The following is a 26,006-nucleotide window of genomic DNA, read 5'->3' as shown; positions in this document are numbered from 1 at the left end:
TATGCAAAAGGTGGTAAAATTGGATTATTCGGCGGAGCCGGTGTTGGTAAAACTGTTATCATACAAGAATTAATTCACAACATTGCAAAACAGCACGGCGGTTATTCTGTATTTGCCGGCGTTGGTGAAAGAACAAGAGAAGGAAATGATCTCTGGCTTGAAATGAAAGAGAGCGGTGTTCTAAACAAAACGGCACTTGTGTTCGGACAAATGAACGAACCACCGGGAGCGCGTTTGAGAATTGGTCTAGCAGGTTTAGCTATTGCAGAATATTTCCGTGATGAAGAAGAACGCGATGTATTGTTGTTCATAGATAATATTTTCCGATTTACTCAGGCTGGTTCAGAGGTTTCCGCTCTGCTTGGTCGTATGCCTTCTGCGGTTGGCTATCAACCAAACCTTTCATCAGAAATGGGCGAACTTCAAGAAAGAATTACATCAACAGACAAAGGTTCAATCACATCGGTTCAAGCTATATATGTTCCGGCAGATGACTTAACAGATCCGGCACCTGCAACAGCTTTTTCTCACTTAGATGCTACAACTGTATTGAGCCGTCAAATTTCGGAACTTGGAATTTATCCTGCAGTTGATCCGCTTGATTCAACATCGAGAATTCTTCAGCCAGACATCGTTGGAGAAGAACATTATGCAGTCGCTAAACAGGTAAAAGAAATTCTACAATCATATAAAGAATTACAAGACATCATAAATATTCTTGGTATGGATGAACTTTCCGAAGAAGATAAAATTACTGTAAGAAGAGCAAGAAGAATTCAGAGATTTTTAAGTCAGCCGTTTCACGTTGCCGAACAGTTTACTGGATTTGCCGGTAAATATGTCAAGATCGAAGATACTATTAGAAGCTTCAAAGAAATTCTAGAAGGCAAACATGATAACTTGCCGGAACAAGCTTTTATGTATGTTGGAACAATTGAAGAAGCCGTCGAAAAAGCAAAAACAATGCAGTGAGTTTAAGACTCATCATTAAGCCGGAGACTTATTTATCATAATGAAAGAAATTTTTGTCGAAATAATTACACCTTCTAAGAGTGCGTACAAAGGACAGGTAAAATCTATAACCGTACCAGGTACGCTTGGAAATTTTCAAGTGTTATTTAATCATGCGCCGCTACTGAGTTCACTCGAGGTTGGAAAAATTGTAATTGAAGATGCAACCGGACAGCATATTGAATTTGCTACCGGCGGCGGCACAGTTGAAGTGAAGGATAATAAAGTTCTTGTTCTTGCAGACAGTGTCGAATTAGTTCATGAGATTGATGTTGAACGCGCCCGGAAAGCATATGAACGTGCAAAAGAAAGATTGGCTAATAGAAGTAAAGATGATATTGATATTATTCGCGCCGAGTTAGCTCTTCAACGTGCAATGAATAGAATGAAAATGGCAGGCGCAAGTTTGTAACTATTGGCAGAAGACAATTAAAATTTGAATCCCGCTTTTGCGGGATTTTTTTGAATAAAAAAACCCGCAGACATTTCTGCGGGCTAAAATAAATTCAATAAAGCAAAGATTATTTGGCTGAGGCAAATCTCTTTGCAACATCATCCCAATTAACAACATTCCACCATGATGCAATATAATCCGGTCTGCGGTTCTGGTAGTTCAGATAATATGCATGTTCCCAAACATCAAGAGCTAATAATGGTGACCCTTTGACTTCGGAAATATCCATTAAAGGATTATCCTGATTTGGTGTTGAAGTAATTACAAGTTTTCCGCCTGATAAAACTAACCACGCCCAGCCGGAACCGAAACGTGTCGCACCGGCAGTTGAAAATAATTCTTTGAATTTTTCGAATGAACCGAACGTGCTGTTAATTGCCTCTGAGAGAGGGCCAGATGGCTGACCGCCTTTATTTGGGCCCATAACCTGCCAAAACATATTATGATTCCAAACGCCGCCGCCGTTATTTCTAACCGCAGCCGGTGCCTTAGAAATATTTTTAAAAATATCTTCTAGAGATTTTCCCTCTAACTCGGTACCTTCAAGAGCTTTGTTCAAGTTGTTAGCATAAGCGGCATGATGTTTATCATGATGAATTTCCATTGTGCGTGCGTCTATATGCGGTTCCAATGCGTTGAACGCATACGGGAGCGGCATTAATTCAAATTTGCTCATTATCTTATTTCTCCTAATTAATGAATGATTTATTTTGTTTGTTATTGCATCAATTTTTTTAAGACTTCCGGCAACTGTTAAAATGCTAAGCGATGTAAGAAATTTTTTTCTATCCATTTTATACTCCAAATGATTCGCCGCAGCCGCAAGTCTTTGTAGCGTTGGGATTGCTGAAGATAAATCCTTTGCCATTTAGTCCGTCACTGAAATCGAGAACGGTACCGGATAAATAGAATAAACTTTTCCCGTCAACAAAAAGTTTAATACCTTCTTTTTCAATTACAGTATCGCCGTCTTTCGTTTCGTGATCGAAGCCCATTTGGTAGGTTAAACCGGAACATCCGCCCCCTTTAACTCCAATTCGGAGAGCATGCTCATCCGGAATATTATTCTCTTCCTTAATTCGTTTTACTTGTTTTATTGCTTTTTCGGTAATATCTATTTCAGAGATTTCATTTTCCAATGAATTCTGAACTCGGACATCTTGATCCATCGTGAATCCTTTCTCTACTTAATTCGGTGTTACATTCGTTTCCGGTATAACACTCTTCTCAAAAGAAAAATTCACTTTCCATGCATTATTAGACATTTTTATTAATTGCTTATCATTTTCCATCTGGGTGGTAAATTCTATAGCAATCTTTTCAGCTTCAGAATATGAAATTCGTTTATTCTTTTTCTCAAAAAAGCTTTTAATAGCATATTGAATATCACGGAAGAAAATATTTGAGTTGTTGAATACGCGGTATTTTTCTTTCATATAACTGAAAAAAATTGTTTGGTTTGCTGTTAGTTCTTTGAAATAGTCCATTATTATTATCACCTTATTTATTTAATTAAATTGGATTCTAGTTAGTATTGGGCTAGTAATGTTGTGAATATCTATTTTAAAGATGATGATAGAAAAAGAATAAATCAAGCATCAAATAAGATTTGTCCCTTCTCTTTTTTCCATAAAACTCTTCAATCTTATGAAAGATTCATTCATATTTTTGTTTGTGAATAATGATTAAAAATCATAGTTTTCAACCCGAGAAAAAAAAGAAAATATCCGAATTCGATTAACCTCAGGTACTGGCTATTATTTTTTATCTTAAAGAACCCAAGTATTAATTAGGTAATTTCTTATTAACTCAAATTAGAGAGGATCCGTTCTGAAAATTAGGGTACTTTATAGGATGACCGTATTAATCCAGCTCAATTTCCAATTGAAAAAGTCTATTCATTCGATCTGCACATATAATCAAATAAATAACATAATCATTAACTGAATTACGGGTAAACTATGAATCGGTTTAAAAAATTCTTCCGCTCCAGAAAAACCCAGCGAAACTACCTCATATTACTTCTGATGTTTTTCGCCGCCGGATTTATATGGATGCCAAGCTCAATGCAATCTTCTTCTTCACAGGTTGTTGAAAAAGTAAAGAGCTTCGTTCCTTTCTCTCTCTTTTCTGACCCTAAATACACACCGCTTGAAATAGGTGCATTACTTACTGTTTTGTTAATTGCAATTGCTGGGTTATTATATGCACTGCTTCTAGTTAAGCAGGTAAAGAAAGCCGATAGCGGTACAAAAAAGATGCAGGAAATTGCTGCAGCAGTTCGAGAAGGTGCTAATGCTTATTTATCAGCACAATTCAAAAAAATCGGGCCACTAATTCTCATCATAACAGTTCTGCTTTTCCTAACATACCAGGGTAGCGAAAGTGCTTTTCAATGGGGTCGTTCCGGCGCTTTCTTAATTGGTTCCATTTTTAGTTTCCTTGTAGGTTTTGTTGGAATGCGTTTAGCTACAATCGGTAACTTGAAAGTTGCTACAGCAGCTAAAAGAAGCTACGGTGAAGCAATGCAGCTCGGTTATAGAACCGGAACAATTACCGGAATGTTAACTGACGGCTTAGGGCTTCTTGGCGGTACATTGATCTTTTTGCTTTTTGGTGATCTTGCTTACGAAGCATTATTAGGATTCGGTTTCGGCGGAACATTAATTGCTTTGTTCATGCGCGTTGGCGGCGGTATCTATACAAAAGCTGCAGACGTAGGTGCAGATTTAGTTGGTAAAATTGAAAAAGATATTCCTGAAGATGATCCTCGCAATGCAGCTACTATAGCCGATAACGTTGGCGACAACGTTGGTGATTGTGCCGGTATGGCAGCCGATATTTTTGAAAGTTATGAAGTTACAATTGTTGCGGCAATGATCCTTGGTATGTCAACCTTCGGACACAAGGGTGTAATCTTCCCGTTATTAGTCCGCGGTATTGGTGTACTCGGATCTATCATTTCCACATATACAGTTAAAGCAGGTGCAAATGATACTTCTGATACAGCTCTTAAAAGTGTTCACAGAGGTTTCTGGATTGGATCTGTTATAAGTGTAGTTGGTTTCTTTGTCCTCGGTTTCAGCTATTTACACTTCACTCCGGAATATTTTGGTGTAGAGAAATTAGCAGAACTTAAGAGTCTTGGTTATTGGGCTGTTGATCCACACAATTTGCCTTGGTTTGCTAACTTTGGAGTTCAAGGACTTGATCTACGTCCGGCCATTACAGCCTTAATCGGTGTTTTTCTGGCTGTAGGTTTAAATAAAGTTACAAGTTATTATACACATACAAGTCATGCACCGGTTAAGAGTCTTACAAAGGCATGTACGACAGGACATGCTACGAACATTATTCAAGGGTTTGCAGTTGGATACGAAAGTACTGTTGCAATGATTTTAGTTATCGCCTTAGCAATTTTCTTATCGGTTCTCACCTATGCCGGAACACCTCCACTCTTTATTGCATACGGTGTTGCAATGACCGGTATCGGTATGTTGACTCTAACCGGTAATACTATTTCGATGGATGTATTTGGACCTGTTGCCGATAATGCAAACGGTATTGGCGAAATGGGTTACGATAAAGAAGAAATGGAAAAAGAAAAACCGGGCAGTTATAAACTTGCCCGTCAAATACTTGCAGATCTTGATGCAGTAGGTAACACAACAAAAGCAGAAACAAAAGGAATTGCAATCGGGTCGGCAGTTATTGCGGCAGTCTCATTATTCTCCAGCTTTATTGCAATTATTGCTGTTGGAAGTGAAGACAAAATTAATTTGCTTAGCGTGCCTCAGTATTTAATAGAGGCAGGAAAACTTACTGTTGCTAATCCGGTAGTGTTTATTGGATTTTTAATCGGTGGTGCTGTTCCATTCTTATTCAGCAGTATGTTAATTAGAGCGGTTGGACGCGCAGCATTTTATATTGTTCATGAATGCCGTATACAATTCCGTGATAAAGAGATTTGGGCTGGAACAAAGAAACCCGACTACGGTCGTGTTGTTAATATTTGTACTGTTACTGCTCAGAAAGAATTAGTTGGTCCTGGACTTTTGGCTATAATGGCTCCGATGCTTGTTGGATTCTTATTAGGTCCTTACGCACTCGGAGGATTCTTGGCGGGTATGATTTTAGTGGGTCAACTTCTTGCTGTATTCATGGCTAACGCAGGCGGTGCGTGGGATAATGCTAAGAAGATGATTGAAGACGGTTTATACGGCGGTAAAGGCTCTGAAGCTCATAAAGCCGCAGTTACCGGCGATACAGTTGGCGATCCTCTTAAAGATACAGCCGGACCCGCAATTAATCCTTTAATTAAGGTTATGAACATGGTTAGCTTGCTCACTCTAGGTATGATTCTTAACTACGGTGTAGTTGCTCCTAAATCGGGTACAATTGTATTTGGTATTATTGCATCTGTTATTTGTATTGTTGCTATTGGCTGGGCAGTATGGCAGAGCAAACGCGAAACGGGTGACTTTGAAGTTGATGAAGTAAAATAATCTGAACAGTTTATTTAAAAAGATTGTTGGCAGCCCGCAATATGCGGGCTGTTTTTTTATGGAATACCATTTATTATCATGACTTGGATTGTTTCTTCATTCGTACTTTTAGTACACTTTCCCGCCTCTATCTTTAGCTCGGTTGACTGCAACTAAATTTTCTTTTAAGTTACAATTGTGTGATGGGGTAATCCAATAATGTTATTAGAAAAATCGAAAAATAATACACTCTTCTTATGAAAAAATCTTCGAGGCAGCTATTATTTACACAACACAGTCCTACTAGAAAGAAATTATGGGGTAATAAATTATGAAACAGTGGTATGAAACTTTGTTTGAAAATTACGGATTACAATACGACAACGAAAACTTCACCCAAGGAACTATTGGCGAATGTGATTTTATCGAAAAAGAAATAGGGTATAACAAACAGATCAGAATATTGGATATAGGTTGCGGTACGGGGCGGCATACGATTGAATTAACAAAACGAGGTTACAATGTAACTGGAGTTGATTTGTCTGAATCACAATTGAAGCGAGCAAAAGAAAAAGCATTTATAAGCAATCTGTACATTAATTTTCAAAAGCAAGATGCAAGAGCATTAACATTTTCAAATGAATTTGATTTGGTAATTATGCTCTGTGAAGGGGCTTTTCCACTTATGGAAACAGATGAAATGAATTATCAGATTCTTCAAAACGCTGCGAATGCATTAAAAAATAATGGTAAACTTATTTTCACAACGTTAAATGGACTTTTTCCATTGTTCCATTCTGTCAAAGATTTCCTTGCTAACTCAACTGAAGCCGGGAACGCTACATATGATAGCAATTCGTTCGATCTAATGACCTTCCGTGATTACAGTACGACTTTTGCCGAAGACGATTCCGGCAACAAGTTAGAACTGAATTGCAGTGAAAGATACTATGTGCCTTCAGAAATTACTTGGTTATTAAAATCACTAAATTTTCAAACGATCGACATTTTTGGAGCTAAGCTAGGTGCATTTAATCGAAGTGATAGACTTACAACCGATGACTTTGAAATGTTAATCGTCGCAAATAAATAATGAAACAAATATAATGTACTATATCATTCTTTAATTGCATAATAATGCAATAACGGGAGTGACAGCTAACTTAAAAACAATATCATCAATTGTTTCTGAGAGGTAATAAAATGAAATTTTTCAAATGGACCCTTTTAATTCTAGTGTTTTTTAAAATTGAGGTATCAGCCCAATTTTCTATTGATAAATTTTTCAATGAATCTTTTAATCGCACATATTCTGCCGTCAAAGATAGTCTTTCAGAAAAAAAGATTGAAGAGAAGGAATCTATGGGGGTTAAGACTTTAATGTATTATGATTATTTTGAACCTCTATCAGTTGGCATTGGATACATGTTTAAAGGGGATGGTCTTTTAATGGGGAGAATGATTAGCAACGGGAAAGAGGATGAAGAAAGTGCTAATAAACTTTTTAATATTTTTAAGAAACTTCTACTTGAGAAGTTTGGTTCTACATATACTGATAACAGCATGCTTGGCGTAACTATGCTTTCTTGGATCGGTAATGATCAATATTCTGTAATGTTAACAAAAAAAGGTGACGGTGCAATGATGATGTTAATGAAGAAAAAGAAAAAATAACAATGGATAATTGCTTGTTGGTGGGTAAGATATTATAAAGAGAAAGGTGGGCCTAAATGGAAAATTGTGTTAATCATCCTTCAAAAAAAGCACTTTCTACATGCCACAATTGCGGTCAACATTATTGCGAGCTGTGTCTGGATGCAGGGACCGAATATTATTACTGTAAAAAAGCAGAGTGCCAAGAAATATTAAAAAAGGAATTTCCAGCTCAATTATTATCGTCGGAAATTAATTGCCCAAATTGTTCAAGTAAAATTGAACTTTCAGATATTGAAAGAAGTTCTGGAAAATTTCATTGTCCGGAATGCGAATCATTTATTGATCTCAGTGTTAATCCGCCTAAAATATTAAACAGGCAGAACTACTTGGAATTTGTCTCTTCTTTGAATCAAGGTGATATAGCATTAATAAAATCTATATTGGATGATGCATTAATAGATTATTATGTTTTCGGCGAAAATTTTTTGAGTGTTGACCCTTTAATACAACCGGCTAAATTTTATGTGGATGGATCTCAATTAGAAGAAGCGAAAGAATTATTAAAAGATTTTAAGTTTCACATCTACGGTGCATCCAGCAGAAATGATCCGGAAAGTTAAAAGAAATTAATAATTATTAGAAGGACTCTTCGGAAAAGTAGAGTCCTTCTATAAATCATTTAAACCAGCATTCTTATTTTTTAGGTGCAGGCGCCGGAGCCGGTTTAGGTGCGTTCTTTTGAAGGTATTCTTTTACGGCGGCAAATTGTTTCTCACTCATATGTTTCGCGGATAACTTCAGCAATTTTCCAAATGCATCAATCTCTTCGTTACTTCCCGGATAACCAAGATTAGAATTATTATCACTTACATTCGAATCGGCGAGTTTTTTACCGCTTTCATCAAGGAAAACATAAAAAGGTAAACCGGCTTCTTCTCCTCCAAAATTTTTCTTTATTTCGCTTCCGCCCGGATTTTCCAATAGGGCTATTTTTTCTCCTCTTTCTTCAACATCGAGATGAGTAATAACATAATTATCTTCAAATATTTTTTTGAGCTCATTGCTCTGAATTGCTTTCTCTAAACGTTTACACCATCCGCACCAGGATGCATGGAAAAGAAGGAACACATTTTTGTCAGATGCTTTTGCTTCTTTTAACGCAGCGTTATATATGTTATCGGCATTTTGCGGTTTTACTTCTTGAGCCGTTATTAATCCGAACGTAAATAAAATTAAAAATGAAGTCAGCATTGGTTTTCTTAACATCGTTAAATCTCCTTTGATATAGTATTTGAAAAAGTGCGCCGGCATTATACAAAAACCCATAAGAAGGTTCAAACAGCATTTTCTTAGAATTGTTGAAATTAAGTCCCACAATTTATCCACCGCATGATCATGTCGTTTTTCAATTAAGACAGAACTCTTTCAACATTACCTCGTCTCAATAAGTGAAAGCAAAAAAAAGTATTTACTGTGAATTACTAATTAAAAATTCACTAACAAAACAAAGAGAGGCGTACCATGAAAGCAAGATTATTATTTGCAGTTGTTCTGGCAACAACAATTCTATTCAGTTCGGTATTAATTGCCGGAGAGAATAAGAGCATACCGGTCGCTAACACATATGAAACAATTGAATTAAACCGTCTTATTGGATTAGCGTCTGATAATGAAGGATTAAAAGTAAGCTGCGCTTTTAATCTTGGCGAAATGAAATCTCAGAAAGCAGTAATTCCCTTAATCGCAATGCTTCGCGACGGAAAAACCGATGAAGAAAGAATAATTGCTGCCCTCTCTTTAATAAAGATCGGAGCTGCTCAAGGGGTTTACATGGTTAGCAGAGCTGCAAAATTTAATGAAAACAGTCATGTTAGGTATATCTGCGAAAAATTTTATAATGGCTACCTACTCGAAAAAGAGTATTCAAAAACTACAGACACTGTTGCAAGTTTATAAGTCTTCATTCAAAAATAGATTGAAAAGTATAGTAAAATTATCCGAGGCATAAGGGGAGAAAGGGCCCCGAAACTTTCGATGCATATTTTGCCTCTCACTCTACCTCTCCGGTTTGTTAAAGAACCGGAGAGGTTTTTTATTATCTTTTCTTGATTTGTCCTATGTTTGCACTATAATTTCGTTTTTAAACTATTATAACAACATGTTGTGTGAACTAAAAAATGTTTTTAAATAAACTGTTAAAACAGTTGGAAAAATAAGTATTTATTTATTAACCCCGCGATTAATCGCGGGGTTAGAGATACCATGTGCAACGATAAAACCGTTTTAACGGATTACATTAAAAATCACACAACGATTTATTACAAATAAATGAGTAAAGTAAACTATACTAGCATAATGGCAATTAAGAAATGATATCATTACTTCAACTAAATAGAAAAGAACATCACTCCCTCTTAATAAATACATTATTAATCTTTTTGTTTCTATTAACGCTCAATTCGAATTCTAATGCGCAGGAGAAACTTTATTGCCACACTTGCGGTAGTGTGATAACGGGGAAATATCTTCGGGTTGATAACTATAATTATCATCCGGAACATTTTATCTGTTCGGTATGCGGAAAACAGATTATCGGGGATTACTATAAAGATAATGGGAAATATTATCATAAAGAATGCGAGGTTAAAACTAAAGGATTGTACTGCGCATACTGCAATAAAATTCTTGTAGGAGAATATTTCGTTTATGAGAATAAGAAATATCATGAAAGTTGTTATGAAAATTATATTCTTCCAAAATGTTCAATATGTAACGCACCATTAAAAGGGGTATTTAATATTGATATCTACGGGAACAAATATCACAAAGAACATTCCGCGGAATTAAATAAATGCGAATGCTGCGGCAGACTTATTTGTCAAGCGCTTACCGGCGGGGGGATTAAATACCCCGATGGAAGAAATATTTGTAATCTATGTAGAAGGGATGCGGTATTTGACCAATATCAGTTCAAGGAATTATTAAGTATCGTTTCTTCAAGACTTGTGTCATTTGGAATTATTGTAGACATGAAAAGGATTTCGATCTTAGGAGTAGACAAGAAATTCCTCACCAACAAATTCAAAGGTGCCGGTGAACTGGGGCAAGGATACTGCGACTCACAAACTAGAACTCAATATGAGAATGATAAATTAGTTAGTAATTCAACCTCACATATAATTTATGTTCTAAACGGCGTTTCCAAAATTTCTGTTGAAGCTACAATTGCGCATGAATTAATGCATGCTTGGATGCTGGAAAATACTAACGGAGACCATCCGGATAATATTAGAGAGGGGAGTTCTAATTACGTATCTTACCTCTTCCTTAATTCCATAAACGACCCTGCAAAAAATGACCAGATGAAAATTATAGAAAAGAATTCAGATCCCGTCTATGGAGGCGGATTCCGATATATATTTGAAAAATTTGATGGAAAACCGGTAGCCGAATTCCTTAAGTATCTTAAAAACTGATTTTAGGAGAATTTATTCATAAACAGTAAAAAAAGGATTTTAATTAATGTACGAATATCAGATAAATAACAGTTTCTTTGCACAGGTTCCGGGAATGATGGAAACTTTCTGTGAAGAGGAACTGAAAGAATTGGGAGCGGTAAATACTAAAGTTGCATACAGAGGAGTTTATTTTGAAGCTAGTCCCGAAGCTCTTTACAGAATCAATTATACATCACGCTTGATATCTCGTGTGCTGGCACCTCTGCTTACATTTCAGTGTGTTAATACAAATACGTTGATAAAAACCGCCGAGAAAATTAAATGGGAAGAATTTTTCTCTGTGGATAAAACTTTTGCAATCACAGCTTCGGTAGCAAAAAGTCAAATCAATAATTCCTTATATGCTTCGCAATGTTTGAAGGATGGCATAGCAGATTATTTTAGAAAAGTTAGTAACGGAATTCGTCCTGATGTTAACACTGTTAATCCCGACGTTCGGATTAATCTTCATATCGAAAAAGATGTGGCGGTAATAAGTCTGGATACTTCGGGAGAGTCGCTTCATAAAAGAGGATACAGATTATTGGCGGGTGAAGCTCCGATGCAGGAAACACTTGCCGCGGCGATTATACGGCTGAGCAAATGGGACGGACAAAATCCTTTGTGGGATTGTATGTGCGGTTCGGGGACAATTCTTTGCGAGGCGTTGATGCATTACTGCAGAATTCCGGCTCAAAAGCTTCGTACAAATTTTGGGTTTTTTTACTTGCCCGATTTCAATAAAGAAATTTGGGAAAATGTGAAAGCAGATTTGGATTCTAAGATACGCCCGCTTCCAAAGGGATTAATAAGCGGAAGCGACAAATCTCAGAGAATTATTCCGGTGGCTAAAGAAAATTTATCCAGATTACCATTCTCCGAAAATGTTGAATTATCCGGTCAACCTTTTCAGCATGTAAAACAATTTGAAAACGGTACATTAATTACAAACCCGCCGTACGGAATCCGGATGGGAGATTTTGAAGAAGTAAAGAAACTTTACGAAGAGCTGGGTGATTTCATAAAGCAGAAATGCAAAGGAACAACTGCGTTTATCTACACTGGCGATCCGGTTCTTAGAAAATCGATCGGTCTTAAAACTAGCAGAAGAATTCCGCTTGTAAACGGAAAGCTTGAAGGCGTACTTGTTCAGATTGATAGTTATGAAGGAAGCAAAAAACGATATTATGCGGAATATAAGGCAGAGGAGGAATTGCAAAAGAAGAAACCCGAGGAATAAAATTTGGGGGATGAAAAATCGATTGCTAATTAATTCATTTAAATTTAGTTTGTAGTAGAAATAAAACATTCTACCTTATAACATACTGCAACAACATGGGGTTAATAAGGATTCATCAAGCTGAGCGTTTACAATTTGAGGGGAAGAAAAACGAAATCAGTAAATACCGTCATTGTAAAAAGTAACTTCTTTACTTCTTGATGATTATTCAAATGCGGCAAATGATAAAAATTTATTTAAGCCGCACGGTTTGGAAATAATTCCGGCTGAATAGATTTGTCCTCGTTTCAAAAAAATAGTTCAATACTCCCAGATCAGAATACCTTTGGTAATTCCGTTTCATTAATTATTAACCAACTATTTCTCCTGTCGTTAAGGACCAAACTTTTACATGGAATAATCATTAAAGGATGAAAAAATAATTAGACACCAACACATTTTTTAAGAGAAAAATAAATGAAAACAATCATGAAAATCTTTTTAGCCTTTGTTCTATTTCAGGTGTCTATTCCAGCTCAACAAACAACATTTCAGGATTCCTTGCTAGATCAAATGACAGGCCAGTGGGTTCTTCAAGGTACAATAGCAGGAGAAGAGACAACGCATGATGTTGACATCAAGTGGGTGCTCGGTCATCAGTACATTCAAGTTCACGAAATATCTCGCGATAAAAATTCCAACGGCGAAGCGATGTATGAAGCAATCGTTTTCATCGGATGGGATGAAAAGTTGAATCAGTACGCATGTCTCTGGCTCGACGTTACAGGTGGAGGCGGTCTTTCGGCTCAAGCAATTGCGCATGCAGAACGGGACAGCAATAAAATGGCGTTCTTATTCCATGGGAGTGACAACAGTCTTTTCCACACAACATTTGTGTATGACAGTGATTCCGGTACCTGGCAGTGGGTGATGGATGGTGAAGAAAATGGAAAACTGCAATCCTTTGCACGAGTGAAGCTTACAAGGGAATAGATATCGAGCTAATTGATAATTGGAGAAATTATTCGGTCGTTAAAGTTCAACTGTAACCCAGAATAAAGAATAAATCAGTGAATGTATGGATGTTGTTGTAAAAGAATTATCGAGTTCATTAAAAGTTTGATAACTAAAAGGGAGGCAAAATGAAATTAGCAATTAAAGTTATCGCAGCTATAGTTATTGTTCTATCAAGTAACGTTCAATTCGCCCAAGTAAAAGTAGATTTCAAACCTTTAGCAGATATGAATTCTGAGCGTTACGGTATGGGTTATACCTCCGATGGCAAAAATATCTATGCGGTGTGTGGCAACACCAGCGGATTAGTATACTTGTCAAATAGTATTGAAACATATGATCCAGCAAATAATAAATGGACTATATTATCGGAGGTTCTCAAGCCTAAAAGATATTGCAACGCTGAGTTTGTAAAGGCTGAAAATAAAATATATGTTTTTAACGGTGAGTATTTTACATCCGACTTCCGATCATTATTTGATAAGATGGAAATCTTCGACCTTAAGACAAATCAGATCTCTTTTGGAAAGGAAAATCCATATCCCGTTAAACATGCAGGTTCAGCAGTCTGGAATAATAAAATATATTTTTTTGGTGGAAGAGTCACAAATGTCATTGGAGGCAAGATCATGAACACCTACGCAAAACGCTTCTATGAATATGATCCAATCAGAGCGACTTGGAAAAGGTTACCAGACTTGCTTGAAGCAAAAGAAACAAGCGGTAAAATAGTAGATGGAATACTCTATATTTTTGGCGGTTATGATGGCAGTACGATTCGGAGTATTGACTCATACAATTTTGAGGATTCAACGTGGACGAATTTAGGATTATTACAATATGATGTATCTGCTCACGCCACAGCTTCTGATGGACAAAATATATGGATAGTCGGATCGTATCAAAATTTAGGCTTTTTGGCAGCATATGATACAAAATCAAGGTCTTTAACAAAATATGAAACCACAATGACTGACAGAAGACATGCCGGCACTCAAATCATTGGAAATTCTTTATATATTTTCGGAGGTAATCAAGATGAACAATCTATTAGCTCTCTATCGAATACAGAAGTAGCGAATATTTCTTTTATTAAAAAATGAGATAACATTTGATTTATCCGGCCAAGGGCAAACATGATGAAAAATGAAAAATAAATCCGTCAAGGTATAGTCCATGACTAAAGGAGAATCAATTATTAAGCAGCATAATCTAAAATGGAGGAGGAGATATGAAAAAGTTGTTTGTGGTTTTATCTGTAGTAGTTTTAGCGGTAACAGCAATTCTATTAGCACAGAATTATTCTAAACTTCCAAAAGGCTGGTTCTCTGCGGGAAGCAAACCAACCGAATATGAAATGGGAATAGATAAATCGGTTTTCCAAAACGGTAACTCAAGCGCATTTATAAAATCAAAAGAACCGAAGAATAATGAGTTCGGGACATTAATGCAGTATATCAGTGCGGAAAACTTCATAGGAAAGAGATTACAATTAACCGGTTATATAAAGAGTGAATCTGTTGAAGGATGGAGCGGAATGTGGATGCGATTAGACGGAGAAACGAATCAATCATTGGGTTTTGACAACATGCAAAATAGATCAATTAGAGGAACAACAGCTTGGAAGAAATATGAAATTGTTCTGGATGTACCGGCAGGAAGTAAAGCGATTGCATACGGTGTATTGCTTAGCGGCAAAGGGAAAATATGGTTTGATAATATGAAAATAGAAGAGGTGGATAAATCAATTCCGGTTACAAATATGACCCGTGAGAACAATTTACCAAAACAACCTGTCAACTTGGATTTTGAAGACTAAAATTTTGTAAAGGATAATTTAAAGTGAGCGGTCTGTCAATACGCGGAACCGCTGACTTAAAAAAGTATTGTTATACATTTTGAAAACTAAGGAATATTTGAAATGAAGAGATCAGTGTTAATGTGTGTTGTCCTTTTATTCTCAATCTCTCTTTGGGCACAAGAAAAAAAGGAAGTCAATGTTTCTGATAAAATTAAGGCTGAGTTTACAAAACTTTATCCAAACGCTGGAAATGTAAAATGGTCTAAAGACTTCGAGAATACACGAGCAATGTTCTATGAAAAAGGGAAACAAATTGCCGTGGTTTTCAAAGCTGACACATTATTTATGAAAATGATTGAAACAGAGATCGCCGATCTGCCAGAAAAAGTAAAGAATCATTTAGTAAAATATTATAAAGATTTCAGAATCGTTAGAGCAGGGAAAATTTATTTCTCCGCCAATCCGGCCAAAAATAATGTCTGTTACGGTGCCGATGTGACAGACGGATCAATAACAAAACGGGTGATATGCTATCCCAGCGGTGATGAGTTTATGGTTTCTACTGTACCGGATGAGAAGAAGGAATAAATATTTCCTTTCCATTTTTAAGAAGAAATAAATGATGGCGAGAGAATCTTCAACCGGCTAATTGGAACTAAGAGATTTTTATTGAGATAATATGAATGATGGAAGAAATAGGGTCTGCCCTGTTGAGTTTGCTCATTCACTCGACAATAAAATAAGAAAATGGATACAAAACCCAAGAAAAATACTATCCTCCTATGTTAAGGAAGGAATGAGGGTTCTTGATGTTGGATGTGGTCCTGGATTCTTTTCTATCGAATTGGCGAAAATGGTTGGTAATACCGGAAAAGTATTCTCTGTTGATTTGCAAGAGGGTATGCTTCAAAAACTTAGAAATAAAATTTACGGGACACCTCTTGAAGGAATAATAGAACTTGTAAAATGCGAACAAGACGAAATCATTATCTATGAAAAGGTCGATTTTATATTGGCATTTTATATGGTTCATGAGGTTCCAAACAAAGAAAGATTTTTTGAAACAATGAAAAAGATTTTGAATGAAAAAGGAGAATTTTTAATTGTAGAACCCAAATTATTCCACGTATCTAAAAAAGAATTTAATGTAACAATTGGAAAAGCAGAACATGCCGGATTCCATATATCTCGAGGTCCAAAATTATTTTTTAGCTTTTCATCAATTTTGAAGAATGTATAACCGGATGCTGTTTTAAAAAACAACAGATAAAATATTATCTTCAAAGTTGAATAGTACTCTCGAGGAATGATTTAGGATAATACAGAATCGAAATCATGTCGAAAGTATTTAAAACAAAAAAGCCAACTCACGTCGGCTTTTCTAAAACTTTTAAGAAACAAATCTCTTATAAACCTAGAATCATCAGACAACTTTTAGCTGCATCAACTAGTGGTCCGAAGTAAATTCCGAAAACAAAAACCGCCGTGACCAATACAGAAACCAGAATTGTATTCGGAAGGGAAGTAGTAACGGTTTGTGTTTCTTTATCAGCTTTAGTCAAGAACATGTGTTTAAGAACGCGGATATAATAGTAAAGAGAAACAACAGAGTTAAGAAGCGCAATCACTGCAACTACAATCATCTTAGCATCTACAAGAGCAATGAAGAGATAAAGTTTGCCGATAAATCCAGCTGTTGGAGGCAATCCGGTTAATGACACCAAAAATATAGCAAGGGAAATTCCAAGGAATGGTGAAGTGTGACCAAGTCCGTTATAATCTTGAATTTCTTCCGAACCGGTTTTATTTGCAATCAACATTACAATAAGGAATGCACCGAGATTCATCAAGAGGTAAACAGAAAAATAGATTAAGATTGCAAGAAGACCTTGGTTCGAGAGAACAACCAATCCAAGAAGAAGATAACCGGCATGAGCAATTGAAGAATATGCAAGCATTCTCTTCAAATTATTCTGCCATAGTGCTGAGAAATTACCAAGAGTCATTGTAAGAATTGAAATAGCAACGAGGAATGACTTCCAATCGAATACATTTATTAACTGCCACATTCCCAACGGATCAACATAAGAAACAAAAGTTGTTTTAATGAAACGAATCAATAGAGCAAATCCTGCTGCTTTACTAGCTACAGAAAGAAATGCCGTGATTGTGATCGGTGCGCCTTCATAAACATCCGGAGTCCAAAAATGAAATGGTGCAGAAGAAATTTTATAACCAATACCGGCAAAGATTAAGATACAAGCAAATGCCAGCGTAAAAAGATTTACTTGAGGGTTTTGAATCAATACATTAATTACATAGAGATTTGTGCTTCCAGTTAATCCGTAAATGAGAGAGATACCGAATAACATTAAGCCAGAAGAAGTGGCTCCATAAAGCAAATATTTTAATGCTGCTTCACTATTGCGCTCTCTTAATTTTGTGAATCCGGAAAGAACATAGGATGATAATGACATTAATTCCATTGAAAGATAGATTAGAATCAAGTCGGTTGCCGAAATCATGAAAAACATTCCTAAGATCATTCCGAAGATCAATGCATAATACTCGCCGATTCGAGCTTTTATTTTATTAATTTCGCCGGATCCAAAAGAGAAGAAGACAATAAAGAGAGAGGCAACGAGGACGATCATCTTAAAAAAGATCCCGAACGAATCAACCGCGATCATTCCAAAATTATTCTTTGTGGCGGAAGCTGTTAGGAATGCAGTGCCATAATTTCCAAACTGGTTTATTACAAAGTAACCGGTAACCAGAATTGCGGTAATTGCTAAATAAGGGATGATTTTTTTATCTTTATGAAAAATTAAATCTGCCAGAACTAGAACAATAAGTGAAATAGAAAGAACTATTTCCGGTACGATTAAATTTAGCGATTGATATAAATTAGTATTTGCCATCATTAAAATTATAATCCACCTAGTGAAGTTGTGCTAATAGTTGTTGAAACAAACTGAACTAATGAGTTCACCGAAGAATTCATAATGTTTAACATACCGGAAGGATATACTCCCAAGAAAAAGATAATTATTGTGAGCGGTATAAACATTGCATATTCTCTTGCATCAAGATCTTTAAGAGCAGACCATTTTTCGTTAAGAGGTCCGAAGAAAATTCTTTGCATAGTCCATAACATGTAAGCAGCACCGAGAAGAATTCCAAGTGTTGAAATTATTGTAAGAATTCTAATTGAATCAACACCGAAAGCGCCTATGAAGACAAGTGCTTCAGAAACAAATCCGCTCATGCTCGGTAATCCGATTGCAGCAAAGAATGCTACAGTTACAAAGCCGGTATACACAGGCATCTGTGCTGCGAGTCCACCGAAATCATTTAATCCTCTTGTATGAGCACGGTCGTAAACAACCCCTACAGCCAAGAAGAGCATTGCTGTAATTGTTCCATGGTTGAACATTTGAAAGATTGCACCGTTGATTCCGATTGTTGTAAGAGACGCCATTCCAAGCAAAACATAACCCATGTGAGAAATCGATGAGTAAGCAATTAATTTTTTGAAATCTTTTTGAGCAAGCGCTACAAGTGCACCATAAACTATATTGATCATACCAAAAAGAGCAATGTACCACATCAATTGACGTGTAATATCGGGGAAGATTGGATAACTGATTCTCAAAATACCGTAAGTGCCCATCTTTAAGAGAACGCCGGCAAGAATAACTGAAATTGGTGTCGGAGCTTCAACGTGTGCATCGGGCAGCCATGTATGGAATGGAAACATCGGAATTTTAATTGCAAAGCCAGCGAATAATGCGATGTATGCAACCAATCTTAAATTGTTTGGGTTCATCATCGAAAGAATACCATCAGCGGAATAATTTGCCGGATTCATTAAGGCGAGCATACTAAATGTATGAACTCTGCTTCCGTCTCCCATTAATTCAGTGGCGCTGAAATATAAACCGATCATGACTAAAAGTATGAACACACTGCCGAATAAAGTATAGATGAAGAACTTAATAGCTGCATATTCTTTTCTTGGACCGCCCCAAATACCGATTAAGAAATACATCGGCAGAAGCATTAATTCCCAGAAGATATAGAAGAGGAAGAAATCAAGAGAAACAAAAACGCCCATCATACCCGCATCGAGAAGAAGGAACAAAGCGAAATAACCTTTAACTGATTTTTCGATTGTCCATGATGAAATTGCAGCAATAAAAGTAATTAGTGCAGTCAATAAAACCATCGGCATGCTTAATCCATCTATACCAAGAAAGTAATCAATCTTAACGTTACCAAGCCATGAAATACCGCTAATATTGATCCATTTGAATTTTTCAATAAACTGAAATGACTTTTCTTGATAAATTCCACCGGCTGAGTAATTATAGTTTGCAAGAAGAATAACAGCAAGAACAACTTGAAAAGCCGTTATACCCAGCGTTAAGTACTTTATTGATTTGGGCTGTTCCTTTTTCATGAACATGATTAAGAACATTCCAAGAATCGGAAGAAAAGTGATTAACGAAAGAATCGGAAATCCAATCATAATTAAAGACCTATATTTATAATTTTTATAATTGTCATACTGAGGAATCTCTAAATCAATTAATTAGGAGATCCTTCGCTACGCTCAGGATGACGTAAACCGTCAGAACGGTTTAAAGAACATTAATAAAATAATTATCGCAAAAACAACAAAGATTATATATGTCTGAACCTTTCCAGTCTGTAATCTTCTGAATGATAAGCCGACGAATCCGCTGAAGAATGCTGTGAAATTAACTGCGCCATCCACAACGAATGTATCGAACCAGCCACTCATTCTTGATGCGAATCTTGTTACTGTTGCCGATCCGTTAACGATTCCATCAACAATATTGTTATCAAACCAAGCAAGTATAGAACTGAATTTTAATGTACCTGCAATTGCCGTCATGTCATAAAGTTCGTCGAGGAACCATTTATTCAAAGAGAATTTATACAAACCTTTGAGTTTTTCAGCGAGTTTATCTGCGTTTAATTTCTTCCATTGATAGAACATGAATGCAACTAGAATTCCCAAACCTGCCAAAATGAGTGACAAGAACATTGCCGGATAATGAGCCCAGTGCATTGTTTCGGTATACTCAACTGAATGTGTAACCGGACCTTGAATTTCAGCTTTCGCTTCTTCACTGCTCGGCTTCATGAATTCAAACCTTGTATCAACAGGTGTAACTTGCGCAGGAGTTTTAATCCAGTTGCTTAATACCCAGCCTGCATTTGCATTGATCGGGTTTGGGGTGTACCAGATAAAAATTGAAAGTGTAGCAAGAACAACAAGTGGCATAGTCATAACAAAAGGTGATTCATGCGCATGTTCAAATTTATGATGATCTCTTGGTTCACCGTGGAATGTTAAAATAACAAGACGGAACATGTAGAATGCTGTTAATCCCGCTACAGTAAAACCAATAATCGGAATCAACCAATGACCGGTAAGCTTACCAAATGTTAGAGTTCCGGCAAGGATTCCGTCTTTACTCAAGAAACCGGAGAAGAGCGGCACGCCGGATATAGCTAATGTTGAAACCAAAAAAGTATAATAAGTAATCGGCATTTTCTTCTTGAGTCCGCCCATATTGCGTATATCTTGTTCATGGTGCATTGAATGAATTACAGAACCGGAACCCAAGAACAAGCATGCTTTGAAGAAAGCATGTGTAACAAGATGGAAGAATGCGAATGCATAAGCGCCAACTCCAAGCGACATTACCATGTAGCCAAGTTGCGAAACTGTTGAATAAGCTAAAACTTTTTTAATATCGTTTTGTGTGAGCGCAATAGTTGCGGCTACAAGAGAAGTAACAGCTCCGACTACAGCAATTACTAACATTGCGTCTGCCGTCAGCATGACAAAAATTCTAACAACAAGATAAACACCTGCGGCAACCATTGTAGCTGCGTGGATTAATGCGCTGACAGGAGTTGGACCTTCCATAGCATCTGGCAGCCATACGTGAAGAGGGAATTGTGCGGATTTTCCAACAGCGCCCATGAAAACTAATATTCCCGCTGCGGTTAACCACCAGTTACTTCCAAAAGGAAGATTGCCGGCTGCTATTTGCTGATATATAACATCGAACGTAAATGTTTTGTATTGTGTGAAGAGAATTAAGATACCGATAAACATTCCAACATCACCGATACGATTAACAATAAATGCTTTCTTGCCGGCATCGGATGCGGATTTCTTTTCAAACCAAAAACCAATTAACAAGTAAGAAGAAAGACCAACCAATTCCCAGAAGATATACATCATCAATAAATTGTGAGTAAGAACAATTCCTAACATTGAAAAAGTGAATATTCCCAGGTAAGCAAAATAACGTGTGTATCTTTTATCACCGCGCATATACTCAATTGAGTAAACGTGAACAAGGAAGCTTATAAGATTTACAACAAAGAGCATCATAACGGTAATATTGTCTATCTTAAAACCAAGCTCAATATTAAACCCGCCAGTAGAAGGCGCATTGCTCAGAGATATCCATGTGAATGCAGCGATAATATCTTTTGTATTGAAGTAAGAGAGCTTTGCATATGCAACAATAATGGAAAGAAGAAGAGTTAATCCGAGAATTGCCACTTCAAAAAGATAAAGTTTCGGAATTTTTTTACCGAAGAAAATAACGGTAGTAAATCCAAGAAGTGGAAGAAAGAGAATAACTATGGAAATATTGATCAGTAAACTTTCGCTCATAACCTATTCTTTTAAGTGATCTATTTCGTCAACGTTTACGTCTGCAAACGTCTTGTATATATTTAAAACTATTGCCAGTGCAATTGCTGCTTCTGCAGCCGCAAGTATTATAACAAATAGCGCAATTACCTGTCCACCTAATCCGAAGTTGCCGAACCTTGAGAATGCAATGAAATTTATATTTGCTGAATTTAAAACGAGCTCAATCCCCATTAGAACCATTACAGCGTTCTTGCGCGTAACAATTCCATAAATGCCGAGAGAAAATAAAACGGCACTTATAACCAAAAAATGATTCAATCCAACGGTTAACAAATTAATTCTCCTAAAAATTTTTAATAGAACGCAGATCAATTCAATAAATTATTCTGATTTGCCATTATTCTAGTTCTATCATTTCAAAAAACATTACAAATTTCGATTTCCAGCATCAAGAATCTTATATCTATTCCTTTTCTCTTCTCGCAATAGAAGCGGCACCTATTAAAGCTATCAGCAGAAGAATGCCGAGTAATTCAAAAATTAAAACATAATCGTTTAGTAAAAGATGACCGATATCCTTTGTTGTGGTTAAAGGAATCATTCCCGGTTCTGATTTCCAATTTGTCATTATCATTACGGAAATAACCGCTCCCATAAATATTGCAACACCGATTGCAGCGGGAAGCATCTGCACAGTTCCGGTTCTTATCTCTACACTTGTAATTTTGTTTGTTAACATCACACCAAAGAGAATTAATATCAAAATGCCGCCGACATAAACCATTATTTGTGCGATTGCTATAAAATCGGCACCGAGCAGAACATAAATTCCGGCGACTCCGAAGAATGTAAATAATAAATAGAAAGCGGAATGAACGATATTGCGTGTTGTAACAACAAACAGAGCAGAGAGAATTGTTATCGCTGCAAAAACGTAAAAGATGATGTCGTAAATATTCATAAAATCTTTTCTCTATTTACTCGGTTTTATTTTCTTGTTGAGTAGCTGCTGGTGCTTCAGGTTTAGGTTTTGCTGCTGCGGCAGCTTTTTGAGCTTCTTTCTCAGCCTGCATTTTATCGTAATTGATTTTCTTTTGTGATACTTCCTCATCGGTTAAAGTAGCAAACTTATAGAGCAGATTACTTCTTTCGAATTCGGCAAATTCATAAACATTTGTCATGTAAATACATTCGGTTGGACAAGGAAAAACACATAATTGGCAATAACAGCATTTTGCAATATCGATATTAAATTTAGTAACCCAGAGAGCTTTCTTCTTTCCGTTTGACGTGATGCCAAGATCATCACCTGGAACACTTTTTATAGTTTCAATTTCGATACAACTAACGGGGCAAGCACGGGAACATTGATCGCATCCTATGCAATCATCCATGTTGACGTACAATCTGTTCCTAACACGCTCGGGAAGCACAACCTTAACATCAGGATATTGTATAGTTACTGCCGGAACGAAAAGATGTTTAAATGTAATTTTCATTCCAACAAGTACTGTGAAAATTCCATCCCAAGTATTTTTAAAGTATTGTTTCATCAGTTTTATAGTATAGAAATTATTCCAATAATAATTAGATTTATAAATGCGTAAGGAATTAAATATTTCCAGCAAACGGTCATGAGCTGATCAACACGCAAACGCGGGAGAGTCCATCTTAACCACATTTGTACAAAAACGAGAGTCAATCCTTTTGCGATGAACCAGAATCCTTGTTCAAAAGGAACAAGCCAGGAAGCACCAATTGTATTTCCGAAATAACCGATTGGTGATTGATATCCGCCAAAGAACAAAATCGAAATGACTGCAGAGACAGCAAACATATTTCCATATTCCGCAAGCATAAACATTCCCCATTTCATTCCGCAGTATTCAGTAAAGTATCCGGCAACTAATTCAGATTCTGCTTCGGGTATATCAAACGGTACTCTGTTTACTTCTGCAAGGGTACTTATAAACATAATAAGTGCACCGATAAACATAAAAGGAATCAATAAAAATTTTGATAATCCTATTGTTGCACCGCCGAATATATTCCAATTCCAAAATGATGATGTTTGCATCTGACTGATTTTATCAAGACTGAGAGTGCCCGTAAGCATAATCATCGAAAGAACAATTAAAGCAGTTGGAATTTCGTAACTAACAATTTGAGCTGCGGCACGCATTGCACCAAGGAGTGAATATTTATTATTTGCAGACCAGCCAGCCATCAAAATACCGGCAACAACTATACTGGAGATTGCAAGAACATAAAAAAGTCCCACTTCAACTTCGCTGCCAAGTAATTTACTTGAGAAGGGGATTACTGCATAAACTGCAAAACTTCCTGTAAAAACAAGAATAGGAGCTAAGTTATAAAGAGATTTATCTGCATCGTGAGCAACAATATCTTCTTTCTGTAACATCTTCATCAAATCTGCAATTGTTTGAAGCCAGCCGTGCCATCCGGTACGCATTGGACCTAATCTATCCTGCATATGTGCTGAGACTTTTCTTTCCAACCAAATACCAAAGAGAGCAAAAACAAGAATTATGGAAAGGGGAACAACCGCTACGATGAATCCAGCAATTATTTCGTTACCAATTAAGTTGTAGAGGAATTGATACATTATCTATCTATTTCTCCTAAGACAATATCCAGGCTTCCGAGAATTGCAATAACATCTGCTACCAAATGACCTTTGCATAATTCTCCCATGAGTTCAAGATTTACAAATGATGGTGCACGAACTTTTACTCTAAATGGATTAAGGTTGCCGTCGCTGATTATAAAATATCCTAATTCGCCGCGTGGATTTTCAATACGTGCGTAAACTGTTCCTTTTGGCGGTTTAATTCTTTTTGGAATTGCCGATTGAACATCACCTTCAGGAATACTATCTATAAGTTGTTCTATTATCCGAACACTTTGTTCCATCTCAAGAACGCGTACATAATAACGATCCCAGCAGTCTCCAACTGTTCCAACTAATCCTTTGCCGGTTGGGATTTCAAAATCCAATCGGTTATAAATAGAATAAGGATCTTCTCTTCGAACATCGAATGCTAATCCGCTGCCGCGAAGAACCGGTCCGCTTGCACCGATATTAATAGCGGTATCAATAGGAAGCACTCCAATGTTGGCAGTTCTTTCTATAAAAATTTTATTGAATGTAAGAAGGTTATTTAGTTCGACTACGGTTGGGCGGAAATGTTTTAAAAACTCCTTAGTCTTTCTAACAAAGTCTGGATGAATATCATGAGATAAACCGCCGATCCACATATAATTATAAAGCATTCTAGCGCCGCAAGTCATTTCGAATAGACTTAAAATATATTCCCGATCACGGAATAGATACAGGAATGGAGTTAGTGCGCCTATATCGGCACCATTAGTAGCGATTGCAACAAGATGTGAAGCAATTCTTTGAAGTTCCGCCATAATCACACGTATCGATTCAACACGTTCTGGAACTTGAATCCCCATTAATTTTTCCATTGCGACAACGTAACCGAAATTATTTCCCATCGCTGCTAAATAATCAAGTCTGTCTGTGTACGGAATAACTTGAGGGTAAGTCATTGCTTCGGCATGCTTTTCAAAACATCTATGAAGATAACCGATATGCGGCTTAACGCTAAGAATAAGCTCGCCTTCGATCTCTAATTCAAGCCGTAACACACCATGTGTTGATGGGTGCTGGGGACCCATATTCAGTATCATTGATTCGGTCTTCAAAGCCATTCTATTTAGCCATAAGTATCAAGCTGCAAGCAGCAAGATCATTGTTAAATTAATTTTTAATTCTAACTGTCTTAATAAAACTGTAAATCATTTTTTGTATTTCTTGAACATAATTGAGAATCTCAGTTGTTGCATCCGGCTTGATAAAATTTAAATCTACAGATAAAATCAATTGAGTCTCCAATTCGAATGCTGATGAATAAGCCAATTCCAAGAACCTACAAAAGTCTTTATTAGATTCTTTCCCAGAGCCTTCGGCAATATTTGATACAATTGAAACTGCCGCTCGTCTCATCTGAGAAATTAACCCAAATTTTTCATCGGAAGGAAATTCCTCCGTCAATTCATATATTTTTTTAACAAGAACTCTAGATTTAGACCAAATTTTCAAATCTTTGAAATTATGCATCTATCTTGAAT

27 protein-coding genes are annotated in these 26,006 nt (G+C 36.5%); 14 read left to right on the top strand and 13 right to left on the bottom strand.

Features of this window, described 5'->3' with window-relative positions; genetic code table 11:
• The coding region (atpD, locus tag NTX65_15965) for a F0F1 ATP synthase subunit beta (GenBank protein MCX6170837.1) at nucleotides 1-972 on the top strand (972 nt) is incomplete at its 5' end.
• 40 nt (nucleotides 973-1,012) lie between these two features.
• On the top strand, nucleotides 1,013-1,423 hold the full coding sequence (locus NTX65_15960; protein ID MCX6170836.1) for a F0F1 ATP synthase subunit epsilon: 411 nt from the start codon (nucleotides 1,013-1,015) through the stop codon (nucleotides 1,421-1,423).
• 109 nt (nucleotides 1,424-1,532) lie between these two features.
• On the opposite strand, the gene NTX65_15955 is transcribed toward NTX65_15960, so the two are convergent.
• The 3 genes from NTX65_15955 to NTX65_15945 all read right to left on the bottom strand — a co-directional run bounded on the left by NTX65_15955 (nucleotide 1,533) and on the right by NTX65_15945 (nucleotide 2,952).
• Entirely contained in the window at nucleotides 1,533-2,141 is a 609-nt protein-coding gene (locus tag NTX65_15955) for a superoxide dismutase (protein ID MCX6170835.1), read from the bottom strand.
• 118 nt (nucleotides 2,142-2,259) lie between these two features.
• Nucleotides 2,260-2,634, bottom strand: coding sequence for an iron-sulfur cluster insertion protein ErpA (gene erpA / locus NTX65_15950; GenBank protein MCX6170834.1), 375 nt, complete (start codon nucleotides 2,632-2,634; stop codon nucleotides 2,260-2,262).
• An 18-nt stretch (nucleotides 2,635-2,652) separates the two neighbouring features.
• A complete protein-coding gene (locus tag NTX65_15945; GenBank protein ID MCX6170833.1) occupies nucleotides 2,653-2,952 on the bottom strand; it encodes a hypothetical protein in 300 nt (99 codons plus the stop codon).
• A 567-nt stretch (nucleotides 2,953-3,519) separates the two neighbouring features.
• Here NTX65_15945 and NTX65_15940 point away from each other — a divergent pair.
• The 4 genes from NTX65_15940 to NTX65_15925 all read left to right on the top strand — a co-directional run bounded on the left by NTX65_15940 (nucleotide 3,520) and on the right by NTX65_15925 (nucleotide 8,225).
• Nucleotides 3,520-5,970 (top strand): sodium-translocating pyrophosphatase, encoded by a 2,451-nt coding sequence (locus tag NTX65_15940; GenBank protein ID MCX6170832.1) that lies wholly within the window; start codon nucleotides 3,520-3,522, stop codon nucleotides 5,968-5,970.
• 310 nt (nucleotides 5,971-6,280) lie between these two features.
• Complete coding sequence (locus NTX65_15935) at nucleotides 6,281-7,042, top strand: class I SAM-dependent methyltransferase (protein ID MCX6170831.1); 762 nt, start codon at nucleotides 6,281-6,283, stop codon at nucleotides 7,040-7,042.
• A 110-nt stretch (nucleotides 7,043-7,152) separates the two neighbouring features.
• The gene (locus NTX65_15930; GenBank protein ID MCX6170830.1) at nucleotides 7,153-7,623 is read left to right on the top strand and encodes a hypothetical protein; all 471 of its coding nucleotides are present in this window, start codon (nucleotides 7,153-7,155) and stop codon (nucleotides 7,621-7,623) included.
• Between the two features lie 56 nt (nucleotides 7,624-7,679).
• A complete protein-coding gene (locus NTX65_15925) occupies nucleotides 7,680-8,225 on the top strand; it encodes a hypothetical protein (protein ID MCX6170829.1) in 546 nt (181 codons plus the stop codon).
• 73 nt (nucleotides 8,226-8,298) lie between these two features.
• On the opposite strand, the gene NTX65_15920 is transcribed toward NTX65_15925, so the two are convergent.
• Nucleotides 8,299-8,871 (bottom strand): thioredoxin family protein, encoded by a 573-nt coding sequence (locus NTX65_15920; GenBank protein ID MCX6170828.1) that lies wholly within the window; start codon nucleotides 8,869-8,871, stop codon nucleotides 8,299-8,301.
• Nucleotides 8,872-9,126: 255 nt separating this feature from the next.
• Between NTX65_15920 and NTX65_15915 the strand changes: the two genes are divergently transcribed.
• From NTX65_15915 to NTX65_15880, 8 genes are all read left to right on the top strand, one after another.
• Nucleotides 9,127-9,561, top strand: a complete 435-nt coding sequence (locus tag NTX65_15915; GenBank protein ID MCX6170827.1) for a hypothetical protein — start codon at nucleotides 9,127-9,129, stop codon at nucleotides 9,559-9,561.
• A 413-nt stretch (nucleotides 9,562-9,974) separates the two neighbouring features.
• Entirely contained in the window at nucleotides 9,975-11,081 is a 1,107-nt protein-coding gene (locus NTX65_15910) for an LIM domain-containing protein (protein ID MCX6170826.1), read from the top strand.
• A 46-nt stretch (nucleotides 11,082-11,127) separates the two neighbouring features.
• Nucleotides 11,128-12,342 (top strand): THUMP domain-containing protein, encoded by a 1,215-nt coding sequence (locus NTX65_15905; GenBank protein MCX6170825.1) that lies wholly within the window; start codon nucleotides 11,128-11,130, stop codon nucleotides 12,340-12,342.
• A gap of 456 nt (nucleotides 12,343-12,798) precedes the next feature.
• Complete coding sequence (locus NTX65_15900) at nucleotides 12,799-13,314, top strand: hypothetical protein (protein ID MCX6170824.1); 516 nt, start codon at nucleotides 12,799-12,801, stop codon at nucleotides 13,312-13,314.
• Nucleotides 13,315-13,463: 149 nt separating this feature from the next.
• Nucleotides 13,464-14,438 carry a hypothetical protein gene (locus NTX65_15895; GenBank protein ID MCX6170823.1) on the top strand — a complete coding sequence of 325 codons (975 nt, stop codon included), beginning with the start codon at nucleotides 13,464-13,466 and terminating at the stop codon, nucleotides 14,436-14,438.
• 128 nt (nucleotides 14,439-14,566) lie between these two features.
• Nucleotides 14,567-15,154 carry a hypothetical protein gene (locus NTX65_15890; protein MCX6170822.1) on the top strand — a complete coding sequence of 196 codons (588 nt, stop codon included), beginning with the start codon at nucleotides 14,567-14,569 and terminating at the stop codon, nucleotides 15,152-15,154.
• 102 nt (nucleotides 15,155-15,256) lie between these two features.
• On the top strand, nucleotides 15,257-15,724 hold the full coding sequence (locus tag NTX65_15885) for a hypothetical protein (GenBank protein MCX6170821.1): 468 nt from the start codon (nucleotides 15,257-15,259) through the stop codon (nucleotides 15,722-15,724).
• A gap of 91 nt (nucleotides 15,725-15,815) precedes the next feature.
• Nucleotides 15,816-16,376 carry a class I SAM-dependent methyltransferase gene (locus NTX65_15880; protein ID MCX6170820.1) on the top strand — a complete coding sequence of 187 codons (561 nt, stop codon included), beginning with the start codon at nucleotides 15,816-15,818 and terminating at the stop codon, nucleotides 16,374-16,376.
• Between the two features lie 166 nt (nucleotides 16,377-16,542).
• Here NTX65_15880 and NTX65_15875 read toward each other — a convergent pair whose 3' ends face one another.
• The 9 genes from NTX65_15875 to NTX65_15835 all read right to left on the bottom strand — a co-directional run bounded on the left by NTX65_15875 (nucleotide 16,543) and on the right by NTX65_15835 (nucleotide 25,995).
• Nucleotides 16,543-18,060, bottom strand: coding sequence for an NADH-quinone oxidoreductase subunit N (locus NTX65_15875; protein ID MCX6170819.1), 1,518 nt, complete (start codon nucleotides 18,058-18,060; stop codon nucleotides 16,543-16,545).
• A gap of 5 nt (nucleotides 18,061-18,065) precedes the next feature.
• Nucleotides 18,066-19,667, bottom strand: coding sequence for an NADH-quinone oxidoreductase subunit M (locus NTX65_15870; protein ID MCX6170818.1), 1,602 nt, complete (start codon nucleotides 19,665-19,667; stop codon nucleotides 18,066-18,068).
• A 102-nt stretch (nucleotides 19,668-19,769) separates the two neighbouring features.
• Nucleotides 19,770-21,863 carry an NADH-quinone oxidoreductase subunit L gene (nuoL, locus tag NTX65_15865; GenBank protein MCX6170817.1) on the bottom strand — a complete coding sequence of 698 codons (2,094 nt, stop codon included), beginning with the start codon at nucleotides 21,861-21,863 and terminating at the stop codon, nucleotides 19,770-19,772.
• Between the two features lie 3 nt (nucleotides 21,864-21,866).
• Nucleotides 21,867-22,178, bottom strand: coding sequence for an NADH-quinone oxidoreductase subunit NuoK (gene nuoK / locus NTX65_15860; GenBank protein MCX6170816.1), 312 nt, complete (start codon nucleotides 22,176-22,178; stop codon nucleotides 21,867-21,869).
• 130 nt (nucleotides 22,179-22,308) lie between these two features.
• Nucleotides 22,309-22,806 (bottom strand): NADH-quinone oxidoreductase subunit J, encoded by a 498-nt coding sequence (locus NTX65_15855; GenBank protein ID MCX6170815.1) that lies wholly within the window; start codon nucleotides 22,804-22,806, stop codon nucleotides 22,309-22,311.
• 16 nt (nucleotides 22,807-22,822) lie between these two features.
• Complete coding sequence (locus NTX65_15850) at nucleotides 22,823-23,398, bottom strand: NADH-quinone oxidoreductase subunit I (protein ID MCX6170814.1); 576 nt, start codon at nucleotides 23,396-23,398, stop codon at nucleotides 22,823-22,825.
• Nucleotides 23,399-23,403: 5 nt separating this feature from the next.
• Nucleotides 23,404-24,471: an NADH-quinone oxidoreductase subunit NuoH gene (gene nuoH / locus NTX65_15845; GenBank protein ID MCX6170813.1), complete on the bottom strand. Its 1,068-nt coding sequence runs from the start codon at nucleotides 24,469-24,471 to the stop codon at nucleotides 23,404-23,406.
• A complete protein-coding gene (locus NTX65_15840) occupies nucleotides 24,471-25,586 on the bottom strand; it encodes an NADH-quinone oxidoreductase subunit D (protein MCX6170812.1) in 1,116 nt (371 codons plus the stop codon). The genes nuoH and NTX65_15840 overlap by 1 nt, the downstream gene beginning before the upstream one ends.
• 49 nt (nucleotides 25,587-25,635) lie before the next feature.
• Nucleotides 25,636-25,995 (bottom strand): four helix bundle protein, encoded by a 360-nt coding sequence (locus NTX65_15835; protein ID MCX6170811.1) that lies wholly within the window; start codon nucleotides 25,993-25,995, stop codon nucleotides 25,636-25,638.
• Nucleotides 25,996-26,006 lie beyond the last annotated feature (11 nt).

It is taken from the genome of Ignavibacteriales bacterium (assembly GCA_026390795.1).
Taxonomy (GTDB): Bacteria; Bacteroidota; Ignavibacteria; order Ignavibacteriales; family Melioribacteraceae; genus Fen-1258.
Note: the sequence above shows the minus strand (reverse complement) of the source record. Positions and strands in the feature narration are given on the sequence as shown.